This window comes from Nostoc sp. (assembly GCF_036917815.1).
Classification (GTDB): Bacteria; Cyanobacteriota; Cyanobacteriia; order Cyanobacteriales; family Nostocaceae; genus Nostoc.
The window spans coordinates 28,121-48,280 of record NZ_JBALEK010000095.1 but is presented as its reverse complement, the minus strand read 5'-3'; the positions used below and the strand labels follow the sequence as shown (position 1 = coordinate 48,280).

General features: G+C 41.2%; 19 protein-coding genes. 13 read left to right on the top strand and 6 right to left on the bottom strand.

Going from position 1 to position 20,160, the window contains the following annotated elements; genetic code table 11:
- A partial coding sequence (locus tag V7K97_RS28940) for a tetratricopeptide repeat protein (protein WP_334804392.1) occupies nt 1-1,115 on the bottom strand: 1,115 nt, incomplete at its 3' end.
- The gene (locus V7K97_RS28935; RefSeq protein WP_334804391.1) at nt 1,072-2,424 is read right to left on the bottom strand and encodes a P-loop NTPase fold protein; all 1,353 of its coding nucleotides are present in this window, start codon (nt 2,422-2,424) and stop codon (nt 1,072-1,074) included. The genes V7K97_RS28935 and V7K97_RS28940, both read right to left, overlap by 44 nt.
- Before the next feature lie 168 nt (nt 2,425-2,592).
- Here V7K97_RS28935 and V7K97_RS28930 point away from each other — a divergent pair, with 168 nt between their 5' ends.
- Nucleotides 2,593-3,177 (top strand): Npun_F5749 family FMN-dependent PPOX-type flavoprotein, encoded by a 585-nt coding sequence (locus tag V7K97_RS28930; RefSeq protein ID WP_334804390.1) that lies wholly within the window; start codon nt 2,593-2,595, stop codon nt 3,175-3,177.
- 91 nt (nt 3,178-3,268) lie between these two features.
- Here the strand turns inward: V7K97_RS28930 and cysE are convergent, their stop codons facing one another.
- From cysE to V7K97_RS28915, 3 genes are all read right to left on the bottom strand, one after another.
- Nucleotides 3,269-4,033 carry a serine O-acetyltransferase gene (gene cysE / locus V7K97_RS28925; RefSeq protein WP_334804389.1) on the bottom strand — a complete coding sequence of 255 codons (765 nt, stop codon included), beginning with the start codon at nt 4,031-4,033 and terminating at the stop codon, nt 3,269-3,271.
- A 212-nt stretch (nt 4,034-4,245) separates the two neighbouring features.
- Complete coding sequence (locus V7K97_RS28920; RefSeq protein ID WP_334804388.1) at nt 4,246-4,737, bottom strand: hypothetical protein; 492 nt, start codon at nt 4,735-4,737, stop codon at nt 4,246-4,248.
- A gap of 278 nt (nt 4,738-5,015) precedes the next feature.
- Nucleotides 5,016-6,677, bottom strand: coding sequence for a DUF3352 domain-containing protein (locus V7K97_RS28915; RefSeq protein ID WP_334804387.1), 1,662 nt, complete (start codon nt 6,675-6,677; stop codon nt 5,016-5,018).
- A 159-nt stretch (nt 6,678-6,836) separates the two neighbouring features.
- Between V7K97_RS28915 and V7K97_RS28910 the strand changes: the two genes are divergently transcribed.
- The 9 genes from V7K97_RS28910 (at nt 6,837) to ctpC (ending at nt 17,135) form a co-directional block, all read left to right on the top strand.
- Entirely contained in the window at nt 6,837-7,169 is a 333-nt protein-coding gene (locus tag V7K97_RS28910; protein WP_334804386.1) for a rhodanese-like domain-containing protein, read from the top strand.
- A 456-nt stretch (nt 7,170-7,625) separates the two neighbouring features.
- Nucleotides 7,626-8,798 (top strand): HrcA family transcriptional regulator, encoded by a 1,173-nt coding sequence (locus V7K97_RS28905; protein ID WP_334804385.1) that lies wholly within the window; start codon nt 7,626-7,628, stop codon nt 8,796-8,798.
- 123 nt (nt 8,799-8,921) lie between these two features.
- Nucleotides 8,922-9,608: a DUF2834 domain-containing protein gene (locus V7K97_RS28900; protein WP_334804384.1), complete on the top strand. Its 687-nt coding sequence runs from the start codon at nt 8,922-8,924 to the stop codon at nt 9,606-9,608.
- Between the two features lie 177 nt (nt 9,609-9,785).
- A complete protein-coding gene (gene psbA, locus V7K97_RS28895; RefSeq protein ID WP_334804383.1) occupies nt 9,786-10,868 on the top strand; it encodes a photosystem II q(b) protein in 1,083 nt (360 codons plus the stop codon).
- Between the two features lie 206 nt (nt 10,869-11,074).
- Nucleotides 11,075-11,755, top strand: a complete 681-nt coding sequence (locus V7K97_RS28890) for a hypothetical protein (RefSeq protein ID WP_334804382.1) — start codon at nt 11,075-11,077, stop codon at nt 11,753-11,755.
- 4 nt (nt 11,756-11,759) lie between these two features.
- Complete coding sequence (locus V7K97_RS28885) at nt 11,760-12,599, top strand: hypothetical protein (protein ID WP_334804381.1); 840 nt, start codon at nt 11,760-11,762, stop codon at nt 12,597-12,599.
- A 113-nt stretch (nt 12,600-12,712) separates the two neighbouring features.
- Nucleotides 12,713-13,801: a chorismate synthase gene (gene aroC / locus V7K97_RS28880; RefSeq protein ID WP_334804380.1), complete on the top strand. Its 1,089-nt coding sequence runs from the start codon at nt 12,713-12,715 to the stop codon at nt 13,799-13,801.
- Nucleotides 13,802-14,420: 619 nt separating this feature from the next.
- The gene (gene ispG / locus V7K97_RS28875; RefSeq protein WP_334804379.1) at nt 14,421-15,647 is read left to right on the top strand and encodes a (E)-4-hydroxy-3-methylbut-2-enyl-diphosphate synthase; all 1,227 of its coding nucleotides are present in this window, start codon (nt 14,421-14,423) and stop codon (nt 15,645-15,647) included.
- 204 nt (nt 15,648-15,851) lie between these two features.
- On the top strand, nt 15,852-17,135 hold the full coding sequence (gene ctpC, locus V7K97_RS28870) for a carboxyl-terminal processing protease CtpC (protein WP_334804378.1): 1,284 nt from the start codon (nt 15,852-15,854) through the stop codon (nt 17,133-17,135).
- Nucleotides 17,136-17,205: 70 nt separating this feature from the next.
- On the opposite strand, the gene V7K97_RS28865 is transcribed toward ctpC, so the two are convergent.
- Nucleotides 17,206-17,391 (bottom strand): DDE transposase family protein, encoded by a 186-nt coding sequence (locus V7K97_RS28865; protein WP_334804377.1) that lies wholly within the window; start codon nt 17,389-17,391, stop codon nt 17,206-17,208.
- 16 nt (nt 17,392-17,407) lie between these two features.
- On the opposite strand from V7K97_RS28865, the gene V7K97_RS28860 reads away from it, so the two are divergent.
- The 3 genes from V7K97_RS28860 to V7K97_RS28850 all read left to right on the top strand — a co-directional run bounded on the left by V7K97_RS28860 (nt 17,408) and on the right by V7K97_RS28850 (nt 20,110).
- Complete coding sequence (locus tag V7K97_RS28860) at nt 17,408-17,683, top strand: hypothetical protein (RefSeq protein ID WP_334804376.1); 276 nt, start codon at nt 17,408-17,410, stop codon at nt 17,681-17,683.
- Nucleotides 17,684-18,224: 541 nt separating this feature from the next.
- Complete coding sequence (locus tag V7K97_RS28855; protein ID WP_334804375.1) at nt 18,225-19,412, top strand: ATP-binding protein; 1,188 nt, start codon at nt 18,225-18,227, stop codon at nt 19,410-19,412.
- Nucleotides 19,409-20,110: a DUF4276 family protein gene (locus tag V7K97_RS28850; RefSeq protein WP_334804374.1), complete on the top strand. Its 702-nt coding sequence runs from the start codon at nt 19,409-19,411 to the stop codon at nt 20,108-20,110. The genes V7K97_RS28855 and V7K97_RS28850 overlap by 4 nt, the downstream gene beginning before the upstream one ends.
- Nucleotides 20,111-20,160: the final 50 nt, after the last annotated feature.

Genomic DNA, 20,160 nt, shown 5'->3' with positions numbered 1-20,160 from the left:
TTGTAGAGTGCGATCGCTTTATCCACATCCCCTTTGTTGGCGTAGATCATTCCCAGACAGTTCAACGTCGCCGCTTTCCCTTGGACATTACCAATGCGTTCATCAATTTCAAGGACTTGATTGTAGAGTGCGATCGCTTCATCCACATCCCCTTTGTTGGCGTAGATACGTCCCAGTTCGTGCAACGTCGCCGCTTTGCCTTGGACATTACCAATGCGTTCTTTTATTGACAAAGACTGATTGTAGAGTGCGATCGCTTTGTCCACTTCCCCTTTATCGGCGTAGAGAATTCCTAGTGCGTGGAGAACGCTGGCTTTGACTCCTACTAAATTTTCATCTTCTTCAGTTAACTCTAAAGCTTGTAGCAAAAAATCTTCTGCTTTTTTCGCCTCACCAATACTGCTGTAAGCTGCACCTAACTCCTTTGAAATAGTAATGCGGGTGCGTATATCTGTTGATTCTTCCATTAGCAAGCGCTCAAGTAAATCAATCCGCTCTTGCCTTTCTGGTAAATCTAAACTTCCTAATATTCTCTCAGACTGAATAGTTTTTTCAATAGCCAAGTCTTGAGTAGACTGGACTGTTTGAAAATAAAATACTCCTTTTCTCCATGCCCAAAAATCTGGGGCATATTTTGCCAAACGCATTAGGGCATGATCTGGCAAAAATATCAGTATAGGGTGAGGAACACTATTAGTAAAAGCGTCTCGGACAAAGTTCAAGTCTTGGAGTACAGGCGGATATTTTCCAGATAAACCAATAGACTTTTCTAAACCCATAACAATTAAAACTAATTTTTTATCTGGTTCTAAATGAACTTCTTTTAAATCACGAATAATTTCATCCCTTAAAAAACGCAAATTAGGAGCAGAAAAATTGAGAATTTCAAACTGAATATCATGACATCCAGGATGGTTGTCAAGGATTTCAATTAAAGTATTTCTATCTTCAGCAAAATTAACAGCAACGAACCCAATCGTTAACTGAGTGTCAGCAAAGTCAATAAAGGTTAACAGTTCCGCTAATGACTGCTGATTTATTTGCAAAAAAGTTTCTTTTGCTAAATTTAAATCATGGGTTACTTGTAGCTGATTTGAGTGCTTCTTGGAAAGCATGGATTTGCCTCACAACTGGATTAACATAATTCCAGCGATTTGTGCCGTTGTACTCAAAAACCCAAAGACTGAACAGCATTAACCTGCCTAGTTCATCTTTAGAAACATCCTTATTTACACATACCGCAGCCAACGCCGAATAGTATTCTGTTGATATACTCCGCTCAAAATTAAACTGTTCTTGCTTAATTGCATAGATGATATCATCGGCAGTAACTTTTTCGCGATCGCGAGTTGCGGCTGTAAGAAATGCTTGTGATGCTATTTGCATCAATTGGCGGATGTGACCACCGCTTGCTTTCGCTAAATCTACCAATAGTTGACGCGATTCAAATACTGCATCTACTTCAACTCTTTGTTCAATTAAACTCGTAATTGCTGTTAGACCATCGTCATTATGATCTAGATCGGTTTTGTCTTGTTCAAACTCATATATGTTGACCATCGGCACAATATTGGGAGTGTCGAAAGAATTACTCAAGTTATTTTCAGAATAGACAATAGAAATTGGTGCTGTATAGATAATCGTACAATGTAGACTTTGTAATTGAAATGCGTAATCACAAAATAAATGTTTAGCTACATTTGGAGGCACTCTGTCTAAGTTATCAAAAATAATTAAAAATCCTTTTTCATATTCAGGATATTTTGATTTAAGCTTGACAAAAGCATCACCTAACAACAAATTTATATCTGCTTGTAAACGACCAATATCTTTTTGTAAATTCTGACGAACCGTTTTTCTTTGTTTGTCAGCGCCTTTAATTTGAGCCTGTATTTTACCCAACAGCTTTGAAATAAAGGGAATTTTTATTCCTGCTTCAGCCTCAGCACCAATACTTGCTGACCTTTCAACTGTTTGTTCAGTTTCTTGAGTAATTTCTTTAAACCAAGACTCAAAATTAGTTAAAAGTTTTGCATCAAAATTTAATTCCGATGTGTATAGGACATCAGCAACTTTTTTAATAATTACTAAATATAAATCTGTGTATTCTGCATCTAATATATCTAGTTCAGCGTCTGCTTCAATATAAATAACTTTATATTGAGATTCCCATTCTTGCTGAATCTTTCTTAATTCTGTACTTTTACCGCATCCCCGATGTCCAGTAAATAGAAGACTGCAAAATTCTGCGGGTTCCAGAAAGTCTAAGCGTTTTTTAATAGTATTAATTGCCTCTGTCTTGCGAACTTTTGATAAGTTAACATAATAACGTTCAATGTCTCTATTACTCACTAAAGGAGCTACATCACAAACACGAAAAGCAGCTTTGAGGGTATTAGCACGATTAGCGGGTAAGGAACTCATCAGGTGTTATTTATATGAAGAATTTATATATACATATTTTACAGCACCGGAATCTTAAAGCTTCTTGGCGTTAGAGAACTTTTAGGAATAACTGGCGCTCAACTAAGATTATTGAAGTGATAGTATGTTCAGGAATACCTGGCTTTAGATTACCAACAGAATTGTATAATGTCTCTTGCTCCTTGGCGAGGTGCGATCGCCCATGCACTCCATCGCAACCGTAGCCTTGTTTATGCCCGTTACCTACAACTAGCAACGTTACAAGCGAATGGTCGCCCCGCTAATCGTACCCTAGTCTTTCGCGGCTTTCTACAAGATACCAACCAGCTAAAATTTATCACCGATACTCGTAGCGCCAAAGCCGATCAGATACAGCAACAACCTTGGGCAGAAGTTTGTTGGTACTTCCCCAATACACGAGAACAATTCCGCATCACAGGTTGTTTGACCTTGGTAAGCGGTGATGATTTTCACCAAGATTTACAGTTAGCGCGGATCGCTATGTGGCAAGAATTGAGTGATGCGGCGCGTTTACAGTTTGCTTGGCCTCATCCTGGTAAACCCAGAGTAAAAACCCCAGAAGTTTTTGCACCACCAGCACCCGACCCCGTGCAGCCAGTACCTAATTTTTGTCTACTGCTACTCGATCCGATGCAGGTAGATCACTTAGAATTACGCGGCGAACCACAAACGCGATCGCTTTACCATCGTCATGACCAACAAGAGTGGTCTAGCCAAGCGATTAATCCTTAAATATTGTCAATTAGGAGTTAGGAGTTGGAAGGTGCAAACCTGACATTGATGATTTTTATTCCTCACTCCTCACTCTTAACTTCTCACTTTTTTAAATACCCGCACCATCGAGAAATTCCTGGATGGTCTTATCCTTGAGGTTGCACCAGCGAATATCGTGGGTTAGTTCATCCTCTTTGGTGACTAAACAACCCACTAAAACAGGAGTTTTTGCAGAAGAGTTGGTGCGCTGAAGAGTTTGTATTTGTTCTTCCAACGCCTCAATCCGGTCTACTAAAGCACGAATTACTTGAGCTTCTGAATCTGGTAAGTTATTGTGTTCAAGAGGTGAAACCCTAACTCCAGAACGATACATGATGCGCCCAGGCACCCCTACCACAGTACAGTCTGAAGGGACATCCCTGAGAACAACAGACCCAGCGCCAATACGGACATTATTACCAATTTGGATATTGCCTAGTACCTTCGCTCCAGCACCGACTACGACATTTTCACCGACAGTGGGATGGCGCTTACCACATTCTTTACCAGTACCCCCAAGGGTGACACCTTGATAAATTAGGGCATAGTTTCCCACGATCGCAGTTTCACCAATTACTACACCCATACCGTGGTCAATAAACACACTTTGCCCAATTGTTGCCCCAGGGTGGATTTCAATTCCAGTGAAAAACCGAGCCAAGTGAGAAATCAGGCGCGGAATAAAGGGAAGACCAAGAGTATACAGCCAGTGAGCCAGCCTATGGAATAGCAGGGCTTGCAAACCAGGGTAACAAAATAAAACTTCCAACCAGTTACGGGCAGCTGGGTCACGTTCAAATATGATACGAAAGTCAGCACGCAGTATAGATAGCACGAGATAGCACCCTCGGAAAGCACAACAAGCTACTCTCCCATATTATCCTCTCAGGTGTTACACGTAAAAATGGGCAATGGGGAATGGGGCATCCCTTCTCTACGAGACGCTACGCGAACGGCTCCGCTCAGGGAAAGTGGGCATGGGGCATGAATTTTTCCCAATACCTAACTCCTAACTCCTCTAGAGACGCGATTAATCGCGTCTCTACTTCACTGCTGCTCTACTTTCAGAGTATAATCCCACTTGACTCCAGGATTAAATGTACCTACCCAAATCCGATAGGTGCCACTTTTCCAGTTGCGATCGCTAACGCTAGCATCTTTACTTTTGCCAGTGTCATCACCGCAACGAATTGTAGTTTTATCTGGGCCTTGGATGAGTAAAGTCGTGTCATTGTTGTTGCTATCGACTTGTATTGTTAGCTGGGAAAAGTCCTTTTCCAAAACCATAATATGATCTGGATTGGGATCGGCAAAGCCAACACAGGCTTTTTGATCGCGATCGCGGTTACTTATGGCAGACAATGAGTATGAACCGCCTGTAAACCCTTGCACTGTTCCTTGTGCTGGATTAAAGTTTGTTGATAAATTGAAAGTGCCAAAATTTGCTGTCTCTGCTATTACAGGGGTAGGTGTGATGACGGTAAGTATAGCCAACAACCAACCACCGCTAAACTGAAGTCGGGGGCGACAGTATTTCATAGTAGCCCTCCAACAGGCTTTTATAGTAGTTATATATACATATTCTAATAAAAAAATTCCAGTGAAATTTCAGTTACTTGTGCCACATTAAAATGTGCCACAAGTAACGGCTTTGAAAGCAAGCAGCTAATTGCTATGCCAGTAGCCAGTACCTATCCAAAGATTACAAATAAAAATAGCAAATACTAGAGAAAATCGAGGTAAATATCATAGGGTAAGAAAGTGTAGAAGGTAGAAAATTATTTTTTACTTTCTACACCTGAGCTTTTATGGAAATCTCACGAATTATGGAGTTTGAAAAAAACGCCACCTTTAAGCGATCGCGTGTCAGTTCCATAACTACTAACTGTGAGCGATCGCAGATTATTAAAAAACGGTTTGCCTAAAACTTCCACAAGTTTTAGAATCGGTACTTGGCGCTCTAACAAATTCTGGCTTTTTGTCCAGTCAAGATATATATAGCCTTGGTTTGGTAAGGGAATTGCTGCGATACTATCTTTGAAATTGGGATTGTCAATTATGGAATTATCCTTGGTTGTAAGAATTTCATCCATCGTCTCTAAATCAGAGGTGAAAATTTCATAATTTCCTAAAGTTGTATGCAATCCCCGCACTTTTGTTTCAATGCTGAAAGTTGCTCCTTCTTTAACATCACTTTTTTTTGTAGCCGTGGTTAACTCTGTCCATGCAGAGATTTTTTGCTGATCTATAGTTAAAGGATTGATACTGAGTCCATTGGATGAGGCGATCGCATCTAAACGAGCAACGCCTTTTTCTACACCTTCAGATTTTTCCACCACAAAAATCCAATGAGGTGTTGTTTGCTCTTTCTCTGGTAACAATGCAATGGCATATTCTCCTTGTACCCAGCTAAAAATATCCTCTGGTAAGTTTATACCCCAGCGTTTTTGAACATCCGCCAAAGGTTTTGCTAGCCGAGAAATCACATCTTCCCCAGAACCATATAGAGTTGCTGTTGCTTGTCTCCAGAGTTTAGTTAAATCACTGTCACCCAAATTACTCAAATTTGAGCCGGAAATTGCTAAACCTGCTGATGCTGGAATATATCGCAATGCTCCCACAGGTTTAGATAGCGGTGCAGATGGAGGGACAATTTCTGATGAAGTCAGAAAGGTGGTTTCTGCTAGCAATCCTTTGGGGTTTAACGCCAAGGATATGATTTGGCTGTTATAAAGTTGTTCTGGTAACTCCAACCCTTGCCATTTTGCTACAATGGGAAGATTCAAGAAAGCTACAGCTAAACCCCCTTTGGGCAATTCTTTGGTAGCTTTTTGGTATTCGGGAGAGCTAGTCAAATTCAGATCGGGCGCTTGGACGTTATTAATCGCATCTCGCAATACTTTAAGATCGTTGGCAAATAACACAAAGCCTTCGCCAACAACAGCACCAGCAAGTAACTGTTGTTCTGGTTGAGAATTGTCAGAAATCAGCTTTATGCCTTTGTATTGTTCAACAGCTAAGTTTGCTCCAGATAACGCCCGTTTGGAAAATAACAACTCAACAAACTCGCGGCTTTTCTCGGGTTGCTTGGTTGCTAGTGCCAATAAATACCCTGGTTGCTGTCCGTTTTCTAAGTCGCGATCAATATCTAAGGTAGTGATAGCTAATGTAATTTCGTTCCCTAACCAGGGTTGAATGTCTTCTTTGTAATTTATGCCACTCTTGGCAAATAAACTGGTTTTGAGTTTAGATAGTTCCTCTTCCCGCTCCAACGCCTGTAAACTGTCAGGATTCGCCAGGAATGAAACCATTACAGGGGAAAGTTTCGACACGAATATGGCTGCACCAGCCTGGGAGGTGGAAGCAATAAGGTTAGCCGGACTTTTGGCGAAAAACCAGTAAAAGCTTGCGATCGCAATTACTAGCAGTGCGATCGCCCCAGCGACGATAAAACCGATAGATGAACGTTGCCTATTCACATTAAACCTATTAAAAAAGACGATTTACAGCCATTTAAGCAGAAAGCCTAGCAAAATTAATCAACCCTCTTAAGAATGGATGCTGATGTCAAGGCAGAGATTTTCTGTCACCATAAATAGTGTTGGGACTGTTTACGAAAACCTCATGACAGGGAACTCATGAACCAAATTAGTGTAGAAGAACTGGCGCAACGTCTTTCTTCTAGTGATGCAAGTATTCAGCTAGTAGATGTGCGTGAACCAGAAGAATTGGCGATCGCTAGCATTGAGGGCTTTGTCAACCTACCTCTGAGTCAATTTGCCGAATGGGGAGATCAAGTACCTACCCTCTTCAATCCCCAAGCTGAAACCCTTGTGCTATGCCACCACGGTATCCGCTCTGCCCAAATGTGCCAGTGGTTGATTGCTCAAGGTTTTACAAACGTGCAAAATATTTCGGGTGGTATTGATGCCTATTCTTTATTAGTAGACCCTTCAATTCCCAAATATTAGCTTTTGCTCAGATGGAACTCACTCTTCCATCTGGCTTTTGCTATACTAAAAGAAGTAGTACATCACTTGAGACGCTTGCTGGAAAGCTTGGAATTTGGGCATTAAGTACATCTGCACAAAAGTTTTCGACTGGTCAAAATCATACTTCAGCATTAGCCCTTGCAAAAAATACGTATCTAATAATACTGTTGCAAGTGAAAACTTGTGCGAAAGTACGGTTAGAAAGAAGCATCGTAAGGGTAGATTATAATTAGCAGCTTTTGCCAGAAAAAGTTGACCTTCTGTTTCTAGCCTACTCTGGAAAATACTGTATATACATCAACTTTAAAAATACTTATCATAAGATAGTTATATAATTTGCTATCTTAATCAATTATTAATATTTTCTGTTTTCGATTAAATCTCCGAATTTTGTCAGAGTTTGATTAAAATTTGCCTTCAGCAAAACATACCATAATGGAAGTTCAGTTAACAAATCGACAACAGCATATACTTTGGGCAACGGTACGTCACTACATTGCTACGGCAGAGCCAGTTGGTTCAAAGGCTTTAGTTGAAGAGTACGATCTAGGTGTAAGCTCTGCGACAATTCGCAATGTGATGGGCGTTTTAGAAAAGTCTGGATTGCTCTACCAACCACACGCTTCTGCTGGACGTGTACCCTCAGATTCAGGCTATCGCATTTATGTTGACCAGCTAATGACACCTTCTCTGCGTTCGCGCAGCGTGTCGCAGACAGACGCTACGCGTAGCTTGCTTCCACGTTCGCGCAGCGTCCCGCAGGGAAGTGGTACGGAAACTTTAGGGCGAGAAGTAGAAGTAGCACTGCAAAAGCGTCTCCAGTGTGAAGATCAGAGTTTAGAAACCCTACTGCAAGGAGCCGCGCAAATTTTAGCAACCTTGAGTGGTTGTATTAGCTTGATCACTATGCCGCAAACTACTACAGCGCTATTGCGACATCTGCAATTAGTGCAAATTGAAGCGGGGCGGATCATGCTGATTGTGGTGACTGATGGTTATGAGACACATTCCAAGTTGATGGATTTGTCGCCAACACCAGAAGAAACAGAACGAGATTCTGAGGTAATCGATCGCGAGTTACAAATTGTTTCTAACTTTTTGAATAGCCACTTGCGGGGGCGAAGTCTGTTGGAATTAGCTCACCTCAACTGGAGCGAACTAGATCAGGAGTTCCAACGTTATGGGGAATTTTTGAAAAATTCAGTCGCCGAATTGACTCGTCGTACTCTTGCACCAACTGCAACCCAAATTATGATTCGGGGTGTGTCAGAAGTTTTGCGCCAGCCAGAATTTTCCCAGTTACAGCAAGTACAAACGATTATCCACCTGTTGGAAGAAGAACAAGACCAACTGTGGCGATTAATATTTGAGGAAGCAGAGCCGGAAGATGGAGGTAAACCAAAGGTAACAGTACGCATTGGCGCAGAAAATCCTCTAGAACCGATACGCACCTGCACCTTGATTTCTTCCAACTATCGCCGAGGTTCTATACCCGTAGGAAGTGTGGGAGTTTTGGGACCAACGCGCCTAGATTATGAAAGTGCGATCGCAGTCGTAGCATCTGCTGCTGATTACCTCTCAGAAGCTTTCAGTTATTTCAATCCTTAAATCCTACTCAGATGAGATTTAGGGACAAGCCGCTACGGGTCTAGGTGAATCAACAATATAATAGCAAGCAGATAGCCTAATTTGTAGTGGCAAAAACAATAATTAATACTACCTAAATCTTTCATGGTTAGAAAAATCGCCTTTGGCTTGCTGTGGCTGGGATTCGCTGTCTATGCTTTTTTTCTCGCGCCTCCTGAGCAACCCGGTACATTCGAGTTAATTAAAAACCTTTCTATTGGGCAGTGGCAAGGCGTTAACCCCTTAGTGATAACACTATTCAACCTCATGGGTATCTGGCCTCTGATCTACAGTGCAGTAGTGTTTATTGATGGCAGAGGGCAAAAAATACCTGGTTGGCTGTTTGCTACTGCATCTTTCGCAGTTGGTGCTTTTGCCTTGTTGCCGTACTTAACCCTACGAGAACCCAATAATCAGTTTCTCGGTAAAAAGAATACCTTAATCAAGGTGCTAGATTCTCGTGTGACTGGTTTGGTGTTGACAGTAGCCACGGTTATTTTAGTTGCCTACGGTTTAAGAGGAGGAGATTGGGGCAGTTTTGTCCAAGAGTGGCAAACTAACCGCTTCATCCATGTGATGAGCATAGACTTCTGTCTACTTTCCCTACTCTTTCCCACATTACTAGGGGATGATATGGCGCGTCGCGGTTGGAAAAATCCGCAGTTTTTCTGGTTAATAGCGTTGATACCACTATTTGGCCCATTGATTTATTTATCTGTGCGTCCACCTTTGCCAGAAGCGGGTTTAGAGTCCATATCCAAAGAGCCAGCATTTTCACAATCCAAAATCTAAAATGGCACTGCCCAAAGTCCCCCAATTCAGTGAATTGAGGGACTTTGTTGTGGGTGCGTAAATCCCAAGAAAAAATTTTTCTGAAAGTACTTTACAAAACGCAATAAATTACTTAAGATGTGTAACAGGTAGTCAAACCTACCTAATTCATTCGCAAATAACAGCACTTATAAAACAATGACAGCAACCATTCAACGTCGCGAAAGCGCCAACGTATGGGAGCGGTTCTGTAGCTGGATCACCAGCACCAATAACCGCATCTACATCGGTTGGTTCGGGGTAGTAATGATACCCACCCTACTAGCCGCTACCGCTTGCTTCGTAATCGCTTTTATCGCAGCACCTCCAGTAGACATCGATGGTATCCGTGAACCTGTTGCAGGTTCCTTGATCTACGGAAACAACATCATCTCTGGTGCAGTAGTACCTTCCTCCAACGCTATCGGTTTGCACTTCTACCCCATTTGGGAAGCAGCTTCCTTAGATGAGTGGTTGTACAACGGCGGTCCTTACCAATTGGTAATTTTCCACTTCCTCATCGGCATATTCTGCTACATGGGTCGTGAGTGGGAACTATCCTACCGCTTAGGTATGCGCCCTTGGATTGCGATCGCCTATTCTGCACCAGTAGCAGCAGCTAGCGCAGTCTTCTTGGTATACCCCATCGGACAAGGTTCCTTCTCAGATGGTATGCCTTTGGGAATAAGCGGAACATTCAACTTCATGATCGTGTTCCAAGCAGAACACAACATCTTGATGCACCCCTTCCACCAATTAGGTGTAGCAGGTGTATTTGGCGGAAGTTTGTTCTCTGCAATGCACGGTTCACTTGTAACTTCTTCCTTAGTTCGTGAAACCACCGAAACCGAGTCACAAAACTACGGTTACAAATTCGGTCAAGAAGAAGAAACCTATAACATCGTTGCAGCCCACGGCTACTTCGGTCGTCTAATCTTCCAATACGCTTCATTCAACAACAGCCGCTCACTGCACTTCTTCTTAGCAGCGTGGCCTGTAATCGGTATCTGGTTCACCGCCTTGGGTGTCAGCACAATGGCGTTCAACTTGAACGGTTTCAACTTCAACCAATCAATCATTGACTCTGAAGGTCGTGTAATTGCGACTTGGGCAGATGTAATCAACCGGGCTAACCTGGGTATGGAAGTAATGCACGAGCGCAACGCTCACAACTTCCCTCTAGATTTGGCTGCTGGTGACTTTGCTCCTGTGGCTCTAACCGCTCCTGCGATCAACGGTTAATTCTGAAAGTTTAGCTAAATCAAAAAGCGCTCTCCGAAAGGGGGGCGCTTTTTGATTTTATGAGTTTTGTTAAGTCAAAAAGTTTCTTTAAATTTACTATGGTATAGAATTAACTAAGCTAATGGAGATTTTGCTTGACCCCAGACAGAATTAGACTACATGCGAATGAGATTAAGCCCAGGTTAAAAGAACTAAGACGGAAGTCCTTGTTTATAGAACCTAACTTGGCAACTCGGATTAATGAAATTGGAATTACACTGTTGAAATATAAGAATGAACTCATTGATAAGAAACAGTTTTTAATTGATTTCCTAAACGAATTTTATTACGATATTCAAACTTATTTAAGTTTACCACAAGAAAAAATACAAGAATTTTACCAGCAAAAGAATATATCATTGACCGAGTATTACTGGTACAGCGTAGTGTTATCTGATTGGTTGAGTAAGGAAGATCCAAAATTTTCCTACTGGATAGAAAAACTATTATTAGAAGAGTATAAAGGTAATGATCAAAACTTAATTCTTGCACTGACTCAAAAAATTAATGCTAGGTCTGACGGTAGTGCTTCACATCGCTATATTCTAGATTTGTCAATGGCAACAGATTTACTTGTAAGCCATGTTCCTAGTCAATTTGAGCCTGTTTTTGTCCAGCTAAAAGGCATTCCCATCTTTCGGGATGGACAACGCAACCCAGATTTTATAAATGAGCAACAGCGATGGAACAGTACTCTGTCGTGTTGGTGTATTAAACGAGCTTTATTAGTTGCTCATAATCCTGAAGTCAACCGTCCAGACAATCTACTTATGTTAACAGATGCTATCCTGAAAGAGAGTAGGGATCGCCCATCTGAATTTCGTGCCTCTATAGTCTTCCATAAATAGCAAAATGAAGAATAATAGAAACATTTATAATCAATCCAACTCTCAGGTAGATGATAAGTCTCTGCAAGCATCCCAACAATTACAGAGTGATAAACAAACTTATGGTTCAGAGTATATTCATCTTTATGTTGATGATATAGAAGGTGACTGGCTAGAAAATTGGGATTGGGAAGATGATTTAATAGATTATATTGATGCCTTTAATCATCATTGTCAGAATAGAAATTATCAATTTGCTATTGATACTTTGAATGCTTGTGATGAACAACTGAAACATCCAGAAAATTATCAAAAAAGTGTAGACCTTTACAGACAGCTAGTAGAACTTTTGGAGCTAAAAAGTATAAATCTATCAAGAATGGAACAAGAAATATTGCTCAAAGCAAAAGAACGTCTTGCTTTGGCGAACTCTTTAATTGAGCAAGTCAATCAACAAGAGAAAGATGCTAAAGAAAAAAATATTATGAATATTATAGAACCAGAAGGAAATCGTATAGGATATATAAAAAAACTACTTGACAAAATACACAACGGTGTAATTAGGAAAACTTGGGAATTTGAATACAGTGTTTATGAAGATGATATCGATACTTTTTCTAGTAAGGTAGGGAAGGCAAATAGTGGCGAATTTGTAGTAAAATTAGGCATCTGGGATGATGTTTTTGGTGGTGGTTATTATTTAAACATAGAAAATGGATCTGAAGAAAAAGAGAAAGTTGATGAACATACAGAGTCGCCAACATTTTCTGTTGATGAATATAAATTAATAAAGGAGTATTTAAAAAAGCTTGATGCAGCAAAATGGCAAACTAAGTCAGTTGATTTAGATGCTTTACCTGAATAAATTAAATTTGACATACATATCTTAATATTATAAATTTTGGCTAACCTTTTGCACATTAACTTTTTCAATAAGTCTAGGTAGAATACATAAGCCTCACCTTTTTCTTCAAAATCATGGGCAACACTTTTGGTCATCTATTTCGCATCACTACTTTTGGTGAATCTCACGGCGGGGGTGTGGGGGTTGTGATTGATGGTTGTCCTCCACAACTGGAAATTTCGGCAGAAGAAATTCAAGTAGAATTAGATAGAAGGCGACCGGGACAAAGTAAAATTACCACCCCTCGCAAAGAAGCGGATACCTGCGAGATTTTATCAGGGGTATTTGAAGGTAAAACACTAGGAACGCCTATAGCGATTTTGGTACGGAACAAAGACGCTCGTTCGCAAGACTACGACGAGATGGCCGAGAAGTATCGCCCTTCTCATGCGGATGCAACTTATGATGCAAAATATGGCATTCGCAATTGGCAAGGTGGGGGTAGGTCGTCAGCGCGTGAGACAATTGGCAGAGTAGCAGCAGGTGCGATCGCTAAAAAAATTCTCCGTCAAGTTGCCAATGTCGAAGTTATCGGTTACGTCAAGCGCATCAAAGACTTGGAAGCTGTAGTTGATCCAAATACTGTCACCTTAGAACAAGTGGAAAGCAACATCGTTCGCTGTCCCGATGCTGAATGTAGCGATCGCATGATTGAATTAATTGAGCAAGTCGGTAGAGAAGGTGATTCTATCGGCGGTGTCGTAGAATGTGTGGCGCGTAATGTCCCGAAAGGTTTGGGCGAACCAGTATTTGATAAATTGGAAGCTGATATCGCTAAGGGTGTGATGTCTCTCCCTGCTAGCAAAGGCTTTGAAATTGGTTCCGGTTTTGGGGGGACGCTGTTAACGGGAATTGAGCATAACGACGAATATTATATTGATGAAAAGGGTGAAATTCGCACTGTAACTAACCGTTCTGGTGGGATTCAGGGGGGAATTTCCAACGGGGAAAATATCATTTTACGAGTTGCATTTAAGCCGACGGCGACAATTAGAAAAGAGCAAAAAACAGTAACTTGTGAAGGTGAAGAAACGCTATTAGCAGCAAAAGGGCGGCATGATCCTTGTGTGTTACCGCGTGCAGTTCCAATGGTTGAGGCGATGGTGGCGCTAGTTTTGTGTGACCATTTGTTACGGCATCATGGACAGTGTAAGGTGTTGTAAGAACTACACTAAGACGTACAGAAAATATTTATGCTTCCGGGGGTGTGTCTTCCTCGCCCTTTTTGATCGAGGAATGATATCATGTCCGCTTGATTACTTATTAAACCCGAAGAACCCCACCCCGCCAAAGCTACGCTTTGTCTCCCCTCCCCGCAAGCTCTTAGGGGTTGGGGGTGGGGTGCAATGACTGCGGGAATCATAACTATTTATACGGACATGATATGACAGGAGGCAAAGGGCAGTTATTGCTGGAGGAAAACAGCCCGATGTTCACGGACTCGCTCTAAGCGTTGGCACAGCCTCTCGTAGAGAAGCTATGCCGAAGGCTTTACGCTGCGCTATCAGCAATAACTGCCGTGACCAAATCGGTGTTGGGTTTAATACCCATACCGAACTACGTTTAGTGGCTCTAACTCAGGAAAGGTGGTCACTAAGCAACGTCGAAGTGTCGAATCCTATCAGTGAATTGCCCCTCCTGCCCCCTTCAATTCTTTGCCTGTCTCATTCTCGATTTTTTTTCTATACTAATCGTCCAAAAAAGCTCTAGCTGTGGCAATCTGAGAAACAGAGATTTATTAAATCTGATATTTTAGCGACAGCAAATTTACCTACTCAGGTTATGCAAACTCTGCCCACAGTAAACACTTCAAGCATCACATCCAGTCAAACCACCTTTGATACAACTATCAAGCGGCGTAAAACCCGTCCTGTACAGGTGGGAAATGTCACTATTGGTGGCGGCTACCCCGTTGTGGTGCAGTCAATGATTAACGAAGACACTCTTGATATTGATGGTTCCGTGGCTGGTATTCGTCGTCTGCACGAAATTGGCTGCGAAATTGTCCGCGTCACGGTGCCGAGTATGGCTCATGCTAAAGCTTTAGCAGAAATTAAACAAAAATTAATTGAAACTTACCAAGACGTGCCAATTGTGGCTGATGTCCATCACAATGGGCTAAAAATCGCTGTGGAAGTCGCCAAGCATATAGAGAAAGTGCGGATTAATCCCGGCTTGTATGTGTTTGAAAAGCCAAACGTCAATCGAACTGAGTATACTAAAACCGAATTTGACGAAATTGGCGATAAAATCCGCGAAACCTTAGAACCTCTAGTAGTTTCTTTGCGCGACCAAGGTAAATCGATGCGAATTGGGGTAAATCACGGTTCCCTCGCGGAACGGATGTTATTTACTTACGGCGACACCCCCGAAGGAATGGTGGAATCTGCCATAGAATTCATCCGCATCTGTGAATCTTTGGATTTCCGCAACTTGGTAATTTCCATGAAAGCCTCACGAGTACCGGTGATGGTAGCCGCCTATCGCCTCATCGCCAAGCGGATGGATGACCTGGGTATGGATTACCCGTTACATTTAGGCGTTACGGAAGCCGGTGATGGCGAATACGGGCGAATTAAATCCACGGCTGGTATTGCTACCTTACTTGCTGATGGCATTGGTGATACAATTCGCGTCTCACTTACAGAAGCACCAGAAAAAGAAATTCCCGTCTGTTACAGCATTCTCCAAGCTTTGGGATTGCGAAAAACGATGGTGGAATACGTCGCTTGTCCTTCCTGTGGACGCACTTTGTTTAACCTAGAGGAAGTGCTGCACAAAGTCCGGGAAGCCACTAAACACCTAACTGGGTTAGACATCGCAGTTATGGGTTGCATTGTCAATGGCCCCGGAGAAATGGCAGATGCCGACTATGGTTATGTTGGCAAAACACCTGGTTACATTTCTTTGTATCGTGGCCGAGAAGAAATTAAAAAAGTCCCAGAAGATAAAGGTGTAGAGGAATTAATTAACCTGATTAAGGCAGATGAACGCTGGGTAGAACCTTAATCGGAGCAGGGGAAGCAGGGGGAGATGAGGGGGACAAAGGAGACAAGAAAAATAACCAATGCCCCATGCCAATCCCCACTCCCCAATTCGCCAGATTGTCAAGTATTTTGTTTAAATTAGAATACATACTCCGTCTGTACAGTGGTAGCCTGTGTTAGATTGAGCATACTGACTATATATTTTCCCTCTGACGCAGCTGTCATTATGGTGATTACAAAAAGTAGGCTTGTTTTGGGTGCTACGGCAGTGACACTCTCCACGATCGCTGTTACTAGCCTTGGCATTCATTCGCGAGGTCAGGCTTTATTTAAAGCAAGTCCTAAAGAATTAGTAGATGAAGTTTGGCAAATTGTTCAGCGCCAATATGTAGATGGTACTTTTAATCAGGTCGATTGGCAGGCTGTTCGTAAGGAATACTTGAGCAAGTCCTACAGTAATCCGCAAGAAGCGTATAAGTCCATTCGGGAAATGCTGAAAAAGCTACAAGACCCCTACACCCGGTTTATGGACCCAGAGGAATTCAAGAGTATGCAAGTGGATACTTCTGGAGAACTCACAGGAATTGGGATCACAATTGGTCAAGATGAAAAAACCAAGCAACTGGTTGTAATTGCGCCAATTGAAGATACACCAGCCTTTAAAGCTGGTGTTTTGGCGAAAGATGTCATCCTGAAAATCGACGGCAAAGATACTAAGGGGATGGATACCAATCAGGCTGTATCCTTGATTAGGGGTGAAGCAGGAACCCAAGTCAGCCTAACTATTCAACGCGACGCTCAGACAAAACAGTTTGACATCAAACGGGCGCGGATTGAAATCCATCCAGTTAAGTATTCCCAAAAGCAAACTCCAGCAGGGAATCTTGGTTACATTCGCTTGAACCAGTTCAGCGCCAATGCTGGTAAGGAAATGCAAGCCGCCATCAAAGATTTAGAAAGCAAAAAGGTAGCTGGATATATTCTGGATCTGCGTGGTAATCCCGGTGGCTTACTCTTCTCCAGTGTGGATATTGCCCGGATGTGGATAGATAAAGGTAAGATTGTCTCCACCGTTGAACGCCAAGGAGAGGCAGAAAAGGAAGAGGCCAATGGACGAGCCTTGACAAATAAACCGTTGGTGGTACTGGTAGATAAAGGTTCAGCCAGTGCCAGTGAAATCCTCTCAGGGGCCTTGCAAGATAATAAGCGTGCTACTTTGGTCGGCACTCAAACCTTTGGTAAGGGACTGGTGCAATCTGTCCGTCCCCTAGAAGATGGTTCAGGATTGGCGGTGACAATTGCTCATTATTATACCCCCAGTGGTAGAGATATCAATCATAAAGGCATTGAACCAGATGTGAAGGTGGATTTGACCAAACAGCAAATCCAGGAATTGTGGCTTCATGGACGTGACAAAATCGCTACCCTAGCAGACCCTCAATTCGCTAAAGCAGTGGAAGTGATAGGTAAAAAAATTGCTGCTAAGGGCACACCCACAGCAGAAAAATAAAGTTAGGAGTAAATAGTGAGGAGTTAGGAATAAAAACCATCATTGTTAACTCTTAACTTCTACTCCTAACTTAAACTGGTTGGCACTTTCCAGCCCTAATAAGTCCAACCCGACGAGCGATCGCTTCTGCTTGCGAACTAAAAGGCCCCCACTGTTCTATAATCTCTAGATTATCGTCCCCAACTTCGTCGCTGGGGATAACTTCGCAGTTTCCACCAGAACGCTTGACAATATACCAAGTTTGTGAATTATTCATATTTTAAATAGAAATCTTGGTTTTTATAGTAAGAATTTTACGGCATACAGAAAATATCTTTGCACTTAGGGACTTGCGTGAAAATAAAGTACCAGTAAACCGAGTTTCGACTGCGCTCAACTCTCGACGGCTGAGGGTTGAGCGCAGTCGAAACCCGTTTGGTTGGGACACTATTAACCCGCAAATCCCTTACTGCTCAATCAGTGTCTTTAAAGAATTTAACTCAGATTCGGCAGGTGCGATCGTAGAACCCTGTGGATTTTTTGCTGACAATCATATATTGGATGTTTGAGGGTAGTTCCTGTTGCTCACCCTATCCTCAAAAGTTAATTCGCTACGAACTTACGCAAACCTGTACTAAGCGGCAATTTAAACTATAGGACTACTATTTGATTTTCAAAAAGATACGTAGGGTGTGTTAGCGACAGCGTAACGCACCAAATCCTTACGAATGGTGCGTTACGGATTTCATCCTAACGCACCCTACAGTACCTAATTTTGTTCAAAAATCAAATAGGAATCCTATATCAAACTAATGTTTTACGTTATGAATAGCATTAGAATTTAGTATGAGCCTTGCTCATGGAATGTACTAAGTAAATGTCACCGTAATTCATCATAATCATTAGAACTTGTAAATAAATTCGGCTCTACCGCCCCTCTTATGCTAAAGCATTAAATTCAGGGTTTTATAGAGAAGTTCCAAATGCTTAAAACTTAAGTCGATCTAAGGAACACAGGCTATAAGACCGTTTGATTTATTATTAAATTCCATAAAGGTAGCGGTAGGGACGTAAATTCTAAAAAATCTTACTTGGAGGAATTAAAAATACATGAAATTAGACTTAGTAGAATATTGTCAGGACAAAGATTTACCAAGTGAGTGGGGTTTAGATGGTTGTCAGTTAGATAATGTAAACTTGATTGTTGGTAAAAATGCCTCTGGTAAATCGAAAATACTGAGAGCTATCAATCTGATATCGGGTTTACTATCTGGTGACGCAAGTTTAAGACCTGATCGTATATCGCGAGAGTGGAAATTAACTTTCGATTCTGATAACGCAGATAACAAGAAAGTCTACATATTGACAGTTGATAAAGGTCAGGTAGTTAGAGAGAGTTTCACTATTGGTTCTAAGAATTACCTTGATAGAAATGAATCAGGTGTGGGTCTGGTTTGGGCTGAAAAACTACAAAAATCTATTGACTTTCAGACCCCTACTGATGAGGTTGCTGCTTTCCAACGGAGAGATTCTATCCAGCATCCTGTTTTTGATGAAATTTACAATTGGGCAAGTTCCTTGAATTACTACCAGTTTGGAACAGACTTAGGTAGGAAAAATCTTGCGGTTGATCACTCTATTAAAAAAAGAAAAAAGATAAATTTAAGAGATGCAGATAACGTAATTGATATATTTAAGTTAGGAAAAGCTCAAATAAGTCCTGATTTTATTGAAGCTATCAAGTCAGATATGTTATCTATAGGTTACAACATATCTGAAATTGGCACTCAAACACCATCAGTTATATTTTCTGAAGAAGAGGATGAAGTGTCATTACAATATGTAGAAATACAATGTCTTTATGTTCAGGAAAATGATCTACAAAATAAAACTGAACAAGTGTCAATATCTCAAGGTATGTTTAGAGCCTTATCTCTAATCATTCAAATAAACTACTCTCTTTTAGCTAAAAAGCCTAGTTGTATATTGATAGATGATATTGGAGAAGGACTCGACTTTGAAAGATCATCAGCGATGATTAAGTTACTTATCAGTAAAGCGCAGACTGGATTAGTTCAGCTAGTTATGACCACTAACGATCGCTTTATCATGAATGGTGTTCCTTTAGAGTATTGGTCAGTGATTGAGAGGAAACCAGGATTAGCTAAACTTCACAATATAGATAATTCAAAGCAAATATTTGAAGACTTTAAATTCACTGGTCTAAACAATTTCGATTTCTTTGCCACTCAATTCTATGTAGAAGGGTTTGGTAATCAGGAGCAGATAGAGCAGTGAAAAAGCTAGCTATTTTTGTGGAGGGGCAAACAGAACAGATTTTTGTAAGAACATTGCTTAAAGAGATTGCTGGAAAGAATAACATTGCAATAGATGAGAGTTCTGTAAGCGGTAAACTAGGAAGTAGAATTACTACCTTAATAATGAGGGATAATATTACTTCTCAAACAAAATTCTATGTCTTAGTTTATAACTCATGTAGTGACAACAGCGTTGTTTCAGACATGAGGGATCAGTATGCTTCTTTAATTGGATCTGGCTTTGAGAGAGTAATAGGATTAAGAGATGTTTATCCAATACCCATAGCTGAAAAACTAAAACTACAAAGTCGTTTGAACTACTTCTTACCAAAAGGGACGATTCCTATTCATCTAGTTCTTGCTGTCATGGAAATAGAGTCATGGTTTTTAGCAGAATGGAATCATTTCATGAAAATAGATTTAAGTCTTACTCCAGACAAAATTCAAGCGACTTTTGGATTTAACCCTCAAACTGATGATATGGAGACAAGACCTCATCCTGCTAATGATATGGACTTGATTTATAAACTTGTAGGTAGAGCTTACAAAAAGCAAAGGAATCAGGTGAATACAATTGTTTCAAGCTTAGATTATGAGTTTTTATATATGCAACTTGTCAATAGTGTTCCTAGCCTTGGAGAATTGGTTAGATATCTTGACCTATTTATAACTCCTTAGTCAAGTATTTGTAATTCTCAAATACTCTGTCTAACTTATCAAATAAAGTA